Below are 8267 nucleotides of genomic sequence, written 5' to 3'. Positions count from 1 at the left end.
CCGCGCTGGCCGCCGCGCTCGCCGCGGCGCCGCCCGGCGAGAAGATTCCCTGGTACGGCACCCGCATGTCACCCGCCTCCATGGTCACCGCACGGATCATGGAGACCTGGGCACACGGCGAGGACGTCGCCGACGCGCTCGGCGTCGTCCGCCCGGCCACCGTCCGCCTGCGACACGTCGCGCACCTCGGCTTCCGTACGCTCGGGCACGGCTTCGCCGCCCACGGCCGCCCGGTGCCGACGGCGCCGGTGCGGGTCGAACTCTCCACTCCGGACGGCGCGACCTGGGCGTACGGTCCGGCCGACGCCACCGACCGGGTCGCCGGTCCGGTGCGGGACTTCTGCCTGCTGGTCACCCAGCGGCGACACCGCGCCGACCTGGCCCTCGTCGCCACCGGCCCGGTCGCCGACGCGTGGCTCGACGTGGCGCAAGCGTTCGCCGGCCCACCCGGAGCCGGCCGCGAGCCGCAGGCCGGGACGGGCACCGCGCCCCGGGACGGCGTGACGGCATGAGCGGCGTGCTGCGGGTCGGCAACGCGTCCGGTTTCTACGGCGACCGGTCTACCGCCTGGCGGGAGATGCTCGACGGCGGTGAGCTGGACGTGCTCACCGGCGACTACCTGGCCGAGCTGACGATGCTGATCCTCGGCCGGGACCGGATGCGCGACCCGTCCCTCGGGTACGCGAAGACCTTCCTCCGGCAACTGGAGGGCACCCTCGGGACCGCGCTGGACCGCGGCGTGCGGCTGGTGACCAACGCCGGCGGCCTGAACCCCGCCGGGCTGGCCGCCGCGATCGGGTCGCTCGCGGAGCGGCTCGGGCTGGACGCGCGGATCGCGTACGTCGAGGGGGACGCCCTCCAGCGGCCGGACGCGCTGACCGCCAACGCGTACCTGGGGGCGTTCGGCATCGCCGCCTGCCTGGACGCCGGGGCGGACGTGGTGGTGACCGGCCGGGTCACCGACGCGTCCCTGGTGGTGGGTCCGGGGATCGCCCGGTTCGGGTGGGGCCGCGACGACCTCGACGCGCTGGCCGGGGCGACGGTCGCCGGGCACCTGCTGGAGTGCGGCGCCCAGGTGACCGGCGGCAACTTCAGCTTCTTCACCGAGCTGCCCGACGGCGGCCACCGGCCCGGGTTCCCGGTCGCGGAACTGCACCCGGACGGCTCCTCGATCATCACCAAGCATCCGGGAACCGGCGGCGCGGTCACCGTCGAGACGGTCACCGCCCAACTGCTGTACGAGGTGGGCGCGCCCGCGTACCTGGGACCGGACGTGGTGACGCACCTCGACACCGTGCGGCTGAGCCAGGACGGGCCGGACCGGGTACGCGTCGACGGCGTCCGGGGAACTCCCCCGCCGGACACCCTCAAGGTCGGCGTCAACAACCTCGGCGGCTTCCGCAACTCGATGACGTTCGTCCTCTGCGGGCTGGACATCCCCGCGAAGGCGGCCCTGGTCCGGGGCCAGATCGAGGAGGCGGTCGGCAAGGACGGGCTGGAGTTCACGCTCGCCCGCACCGACCACGTGGACGCCACCGACACCGAGGCGGCGAGCGCACTGCTGCACGTACACCTGCGGGACGGCGACAAGGCGCGGGCCGGTCGGGCCTTCTCGGCCGCCGCGGTGGAGCTGGCCCTGGCCTCGTACCCCGGTTGCACGCTGACCACGCTGCCCGGCGACGCGACTCCGTACGGGGTCTTCACGGCGGACGTCGTGCCGCAGGCGGAGGTGGCGCACGTCGCGGTGCTGCCCGACGGGGTACGGGTGCCGATCGCCCCGCCGACCGTGACGGTCCCACCAGCGCCGTCGGTGAGCAGCACGAGCCCGTCCGTCGCCGCGCCCGCGACCCGGCGGGGGCCGCTCGGGGAACTGGTCGGGGCGCGCTCCGGCGACAAGGGCGGCGACGCGAACCTCGGCGTCTGGGCGCGGACCGACGCGACGTGGGAGTGGCTGCGCGGCTGGCTGACCGTCGAGCGGCTGGCCGAGCTGCTGCCGGAGACCGCCCCGTTGAGCGTGGAGCGGTACGAGCTGCCGAACCTGCGCGCGGTCAACTTCGTCATCCGGGGGCTGCTCGGCCAGGGAGTGGCCGCCTCCACCCGGTTCGACCCCCAGGCCAAGGCGCTCGGTGAGCTGCTCCGCTCCAGGATCGTCGACCTGCCGGCATCAGGAGTGACCCGGTGACCATGGTGGAAACCCCCGAGCGACGGCAGCTGCGCGAGCTCACCCGCGCCTTCGTGACCCGGGAGGTTCTGCCGCACCTGGACGACTGGGAGCGGGCCGGCGAGGTTCCGCGCAGCCTGCATGCCACCGCCGCGAAGGTCGGCCTGCTGGGCGTCAGCTTCGGAGAGTCCGTCGGCGGCAGCGGCGGCGACCTGCTGGACTCGATCATCGTGACCGAGGAGATCATCCGCTCCGGTGGTTCGTCCGGCCTCGTCGCGGCCCTGTTCACGCACGGGATCGCGCTGCCGCACATCGTCGCGTCCGGCAACGACGACCTGATCGACCGCTACGTCCGGCCGACGCTCGCCGGGACGATGATCGGCGCGCTGGCGGTCACCGAGCCGGACGGTGGCTCCGACGTGGCCGGCATCCGCACCAGGGCCCGCCGGGACGGCGACCACTACGTGGTGAACGGGTCGAAGACCTACATCACCAGCGGGATCCGGGCGGACTTCGTGACCACCGCGGTCTCCACCGGCAACGGGCTCTCCCTGCTGGTGATCGACAAGGGCACGCCCGGCTTCACCGTCGGGCGGCGGCTGGAGAAGCTCGGCTGGCACTGCTCGGACACCGCCGAGCTGTCGTTCGTCGACGTCCGCGTACCGGTGGCGAACCGGGTCGGCGAGGAGCACACCGGCTTCCTGGCGATCATGCAGCACTTCGCCGCCGAACGCCTCTCGCTGGCCACGCAGGCGTACGCGACCGCGCAGCGCTGCGTCGACCTGGCCACCCGCTGGTGCCGGGACCGGTCGACCTTCGGCCGCCCGCTGGCCAGCCGGCAACTCGTCCGGCACCGGTTGGCGGAGATGCACACCCGCGCCGAGGCCGCCCGGGCGTACGTGCACGAGGTGGCCACCCGCGTCGCCGCGGGCGAGCCGGTGGTGACCGAGGTGGCGATGGCGAAGAACGTCGCCGTCGCGGCGTGCGCCGAGGTGGTCGACGCGGCGCTGCAACTGCACGGCGGCTTCGGCTACCTGCGCGACGCCGAGGTGGAACGGCACTACCGGGACGCCCGGATCCTCGGCATCGGCGGCGGCACCACCGAGATCATGAACGAGATCATCGCGAAGGGCATGGGCCTGTAGATGACCACACTGGACAGCACGGTCGACCCGTCCTCGCCGGCGTTCGCGGCCAACCGTGAGGCGCTGCGGGAACGCCTGGTGGAGTTGGACGCCGCCCTCGACCAGGCCCGCGCCGGCGGCGGCGAGAAGTACGTGACCCGGCACCACAAGCGTGGCAAGTTGCTCCCCCGGGAGCGGATCGAGCTGCTGGTGGACGCGGACAGCCCGTTCCTGGAGCTGTCCCCGGTGGCGGCGTACGGCACGGACTTCCCGGTCGGCGCCAGCGTGGTGACCGGCATCGGCGTGGTCGAGGGCGTCGAGTGCCTGATCGTCGCCAACGACCCGACCGTACGCGGCGGCGCGGTCAACCCGTGGTCGCTCGCGAAGACCCGGCGGGCCGGTGAGATCGCCCTGGCCAACCGGCTGCCGATGGTCAACCTGGTCGAGTCGGCCGGGGCGGACCTGCCGACCCAGGCGGAGATCTTCATCCCGGGCGGACGGGTGTTCCGCGACCTGACCCGACTCTCCGCCGAGAAGATCCCCACGGTCAGCGTGGTCTTCGGCAACGCCACGGCCGGTGGCGCGTACGTGCCGGGCATGTCGGACTTCACGATCATGATCCGGGAGCGCTCGCAGGTGTACCTGGCCGGGCCGCCGCTGGTGAAGATGGCCACCGGCGAGGACGCCGACGACGAGTCCCTCGGTGGCGCGGCCATGCACGCCACCACGTCGGGCCTCGCGGACTTCCTCGCCTCCGACGAGCGGGACGGCATCCGGCTGGCCCGGCAGTGCGTCCGCCGGCTGAACTGGCGCAAGCAGGGCCCGCCACCGCGCAACCCGGTGCCGCAGCCCCCGAAGTACGACCCGGAGGAGCTGCTGGGCATCGCCAGCGGCGACCTCAAGGTGCCCTTCGACCCGCGTGAGGTCCTGGCCCGGGTCCTCGACGGCAGCGAGTTCGACGAGTTCAAGCCGGCGTACGGCACCGCACTGGTCACCGGCTGGGGCGAGCTGCACGGGTACCCGGTCGGCGTCCTGGCCAACGCCCGGGGCGTGCTGTTCAGCGAGGAGGCCCAGAAGGCGGCCCAGTTCATCCAGCTCGCCAACGCCGCCGACACACCGCTGGTCTTCCTCCAGAACACCACCGGCTACATGGTCGGCACCGAGTACGAGCAGCGGGGGATCATCAAGCACGGCGCCCTGATGATCAACGCGGTGTCGAACTCGCGGGTGCCGCACCTGACGGTCAACCTGGGCGCCTCCTACGGTGCCGGCAACTACGGCATGTGCGGCCGGGCGTACGAGCCGAGGTTCCTGTTCACCTGGCCGAACGCCAAGTCGGCGGTGATGGGCCCGGCGCAGCTGGCCGGGGTGCTGTCGATCGTCGCCCGGCAGGCCGCCGCCGCACGGGGCCGCGACTACGACGAGGACTCCGACGCCGCGATGCGGATGATGGTCGAGCAGCAGATCGAGTCCCAGTCCGGGGCGCTCTTCCTCTCCGGCCGGCTCTACGACGACGGGGTGATCGACCCACGGGACACCCGTACCGTCCTCGGGCTCTGCCTGTCGGCGATCCACAACGGACCGGTGAAGGGCGCCGACGGTTTCGGCGTCTTCCGGATGTAGGGGGCTGACTCGTGATCAACAGACTTCTCGTGGCCAACCGGGGCGAGATCGCCCGCCGGGTCTTCGCCACCTGCCGCACGCTCGGCATCGGGACCGTCGCCGTGCACTCCGACGCCGACGCCGACGCGCCGTTCGTCGCCGAGGCCGACCAGGCCGTCCACCTGCCGGGGAACACGCCCGCCGAGACGTACCTCCGGATCGACCTCATCCTCGACGCGGCCCGCAGGGCCGGCGCGGACGCCGTCCACCCGGGCTACGGGTTTCTCGCGGAGAACGCCGAGTTCGCCACGGCGGTCACCGACGCCGGCCTGACCTGGGTCGGCCCACCTTCCAAGGCGATCGCCGCGATGGGCGACAAGATGGAGGCGAAGGCGCTGCTCGCCGAGGCGGGCGTGCCGATGCTGCCCACCTGGACCGACGCCGGCGACATCACCGGCTTTCCGGTGCTGGTGAAGGCGTCCGCCGGGGGCGGCGGTCGCGGCATGCGCGTGGTCCGGGACGCCGCCGAACTGGCCGAGGCCGTCGCCTCCGCGCGCCGCGAGGCGGCGTCGGCCTTCGGCGACGGCACGGTCTTCATCGAGCGGTACGTCGAACGCGGCCGGCACGTCGAGGTGCAGATCTTCGGCGACACCCACGGCACGGTGGTGGCCCTCGGCGAGCGGGACTGCTCGATCCAGCGGCGGCACCAGAAGATCGTCGAGGAGGCCCCGGCGGTGCTGCCCGACGGGCTGCGGGAGCGGCTGCACGAGGCGGCGGTGGCCGCCGGTCGGGCGGTCGGCTACGTCGGCGCGGGCACGGTCGAGTTCCTGCTCGCGCCCGACGGGGACTTCCACTTCCTGGAGATGAACACCCGCCTCCAGGTCGAGCACCCGGTCACCGAGGCGGTCACCGGGCTCGACCTGGTCCGGCTGCAGATCCTCGTCGCCGAGGGCGAGCCGCTGCCGCTGGCGACGACGCCGCCGACCGAGGGTCACGCGATCGAGGTACGCCTCTGCGCCGAGGACCCGGCCCAGGGCTACCGTCCGGCCACGGGAACCCTGCGCCGCTTCGCGGTCCCGGGGGTGGCCGGTGCGTTCTCCCCGACGCGCGGCCTGCGGCTCGACTCCGGCGTGGTCGACGGCTCGACGGTCGGCGTCCACTACGACTCGATGCTCGCCAAGCTGGTCGCCTGGGGTCCCACCCGGGCGGAGGCGGCCCGAACGCTGGCCGGGGCGCTGGCCCGCGCCGAGTTCCATGGGGTGACCACCAATCGGGACCTGCTGGTCCGGGTGCTGCGCAGCCGGGAATTCGCGGCGACGGACGTCGACACCGACTTCCTGGAGCGACACCCGGAGGTCTTCGAGCCGCTGCTGCCCGCCGACCAACTCCCCCTGGTCGCGTTGGCTGCGGCCCTCGCCTCGGCCGCCGGCCGCCGTGCCTCGGCGTCGGTGCTGGCCGGGCTGCCCTCGGGCTGGCGCAACGTGCCGGCGTTCCCGCAGGTCACCCGCTTCACCGGTCCGGACGGCGAGATCGAGGCCCGCTACCGCCTGGACCGCAGGGGTGCGCTCGCGGAATGGTCGTTGCCGGAGGGCGGCCCGACGTCGGCCGTGAGCCTGGTCGAGGCCGCACCGGACCGGGTGGTGCTCGACGTCGACGGCGTCCGGCGCGTGTTCCGCGTACACCGGGTGGGGTCGGAGGTCTTCGTGGACGGCCCGGACGGGGCGGCGAGCCTCACCGAGCTGCCGCGCCTCCCCCTGCCCACCGCGGAGCTGGCCGCCGGGTCGCTGGTCGCGCCGCTGCCCGGCGCGGTGACCCGCGTGCACGTCACGGTCGGCCAGCGGGTCGCCGCCGGTGACCTGCTGCTGACCCTGGAAGCGATGAAGCTCGAACACCCCGTGCTCGCCCCCACCGACGGCGTGGTCGCCGAGCTGCCGGTCCCGGCCGGCGGCCAGGTCGACACGGGCGCCGTGCTGGCCGTGGTCAATCCTGAGGAGGACTCCCGATGAACGTCGACCTCACCCCCGAGCAGGACCAGCTCCGCGACGCCGTCCGGGCGCTGGGCCGCAAGTACGGCCACGGCTACTTCGTCGAGAAGGCGAAGACCGGCGGGCACACCACGGAGCTGTGGAACGAGGCCGGCCGGCTCGGCTACCTCGGCGTCAACATCCCCAGCGAGTACGGCGGCGGAGGCGGCGGCATCACCGAGCTGGCCATCGTCTGCGAGGAGCTGGCCGCCGCCGGCTGCCCGCTGCTGCTGCTCGTGGTCTCCCCGGCCATCGCCGCGACCGTGATCAACAGGCACGGCACCGAGGAGCAGCGCAAGCGCTTCCTTCCCGGCTTCGCGGACGGCTCGCTCAAGGTGGTCTTCGCGATCACCGAGCCGGAGGCCGGGTCGAACTTCCACCGCCTCGGCACGGTCGCCCGCCGCGACGGCGACGACTGGCTGCTCTCCGGCCGCAAGTGCTACATCTCGGGGGTCGACGAGGCGCAGTACGTGCTGGTTGTGGCGCGCACCGAGGATTCCGCCACCGGCAAGCTCAAGCCGGCGCTGTTCATCGTGCCCACGGACGCACCCGGCCTGGAGAAGTCCAAGCTGGACATGGAGATCCTGTCCCCGGAGAACCAGTTCCTGCTCTACCTCGACGAGGTGCGGCTGCCCGCCGACGCCCTGGTCGGCGAGTCCCTGGACGCCGGGCTGCCGGCCCTGTTCGCCGGGCTCAACCCCGAACGCATCACCGTCGCCGCCATGGGCGCCGGCACCGGCCGGTACGCGATCGAACGCGCCACGGAGTACACGGCCACCCGGAAGGTCTGGGGTGGCCGGTCGATCGGCTCCCACCAGGGGGTCGCTCACCCGCTCGCACACGCCGCCGTGCAGGTGGAACTGGCCCGCCTGATGATCCAGAAGGCGGCGGTGCTCTACGACGCCGGCCGTGACCTGGAGGCTGGCGTGGCCGGCAACATGGCCAAGTACGCCTCGGGCGAGGCTGCCGCGCTCGCCGTGGACACCGCGGTGCAGGCCCTCGGCGGGGCCGGCATGACCACCGAGTACGGGGTGGCGACCCTGCTCGGCGCCGTCCGGGCCGGTCGGATCGCCCCGGTCAGCCGGGAGATGATCCTCAACTTCGTCGCCCAGCACGTCCTCGGCCAGGACAAGTCGTACTGACCCACGCCGGCACCGGGCATGATCCACTCGGTGTCATTGAAGTCGGGTCGAAAACCTCACCCGGACACCCCGTTTGCAGGGACGTCGAGTCGATCAGAGGCGAGGGACGGACCGGCAGGTGACGCGGCCCGGCCGTTTCTGCCGTACGACCAGGGCCGGGGTGCGGCGGGACGCCCGATCGTCCCGCCGCACCCCGGCGTCCTCAGCGGACGGT

Annotated in this window: 6 protein-coding genes; all 6 read left to right on the top strand. The window is 73.3% G+C overall.

The genetic code is table 11. From position 1 onward, the window contains the following. Positions 1-512, top strand: a 512-nt coding sequence (locus AB0I76_RS17385) for a maleylpyruvate isomerase family mycothiol-dependent enzyme (protein ID WP_357036055.1), incomplete at its 5' end; no start/stop codon positions are given. Further along, positions 509-2182, top strand: a complete 1674-nt coding sequence (locus AB0I76_RS17380; RefSeq protein ID WP_357036052.1) for an acyclic terpene utilization AtuA family protein — start codon at positions 509-511, stop codon at positions 2180-2182. The genes AB0I76_RS17385 and AB0I76_RS17380, both read left to right, overlap by 4 nt. Continuing rightward, positions 2179-3306: an acyl-CoA dehydrogenase family protein gene (locus tag AB0I76_RS17375; RefSeq protein ID WP_357036049.1), complete on the top strand. Its 1128-nt coding sequence runs from the start codon at positions 2179-2181 to the stop codon at positions 3304-3306. The genes AB0I76_RS17380 and AB0I76_RS17375 overlap by 4 nt, the downstream gene beginning before the upstream one ends. After that, positions 3307-4908: a carboxyl transferase domain-containing protein gene (locus AB0I76_RS17370; protein WP_357036047.1), complete on the top strand. Its 1602-nt coding sequence runs from the start codon at positions 3307-3309 to the stop codon at positions 4906-4908. 11 nt (positions 4909-4919) lie between these two features. Further along, on the top strand, positions 4920-6893 hold the full coding sequence (locus AB0I76_RS17365) for a biotin carboxylase N-terminal domain-containing protein (protein ID WP_357036044.1): 1974 nt from the start codon (positions 4920-4922) through the stop codon (positions 6891-6893). Beyond that, complete coding sequence (locus AB0I76_RS17360; protein WP_357036041.1) at positions 6890-8053, top strand: acyl-CoA dehydrogenase; 1164 nt, start codon at positions 6890-6892, stop codon at positions 8051-8053. The genes AB0I76_RS17365 and AB0I76_RS17360 overlap by 4 nt, the downstream gene beginning before the upstream one ends. The last annotated feature ends 214 nt before the right edge of the window (positions 8054-8267 follow it).

Source organism: Micromonospora sp. NPDC049799, from assembly GCF_040656655.1.
In the GTDB taxonomy this organism is placed as follows: Bacteria; Actinomycetota; Actinomycetes; order Mycobacteriales; family Micromonosporaceae; genus Micromonospora.
The sequence above is the reverse complement of the archived record's forward strand: the minus strand, read 5'-3'. Positions and strand labels throughout refer to the sequence as shown.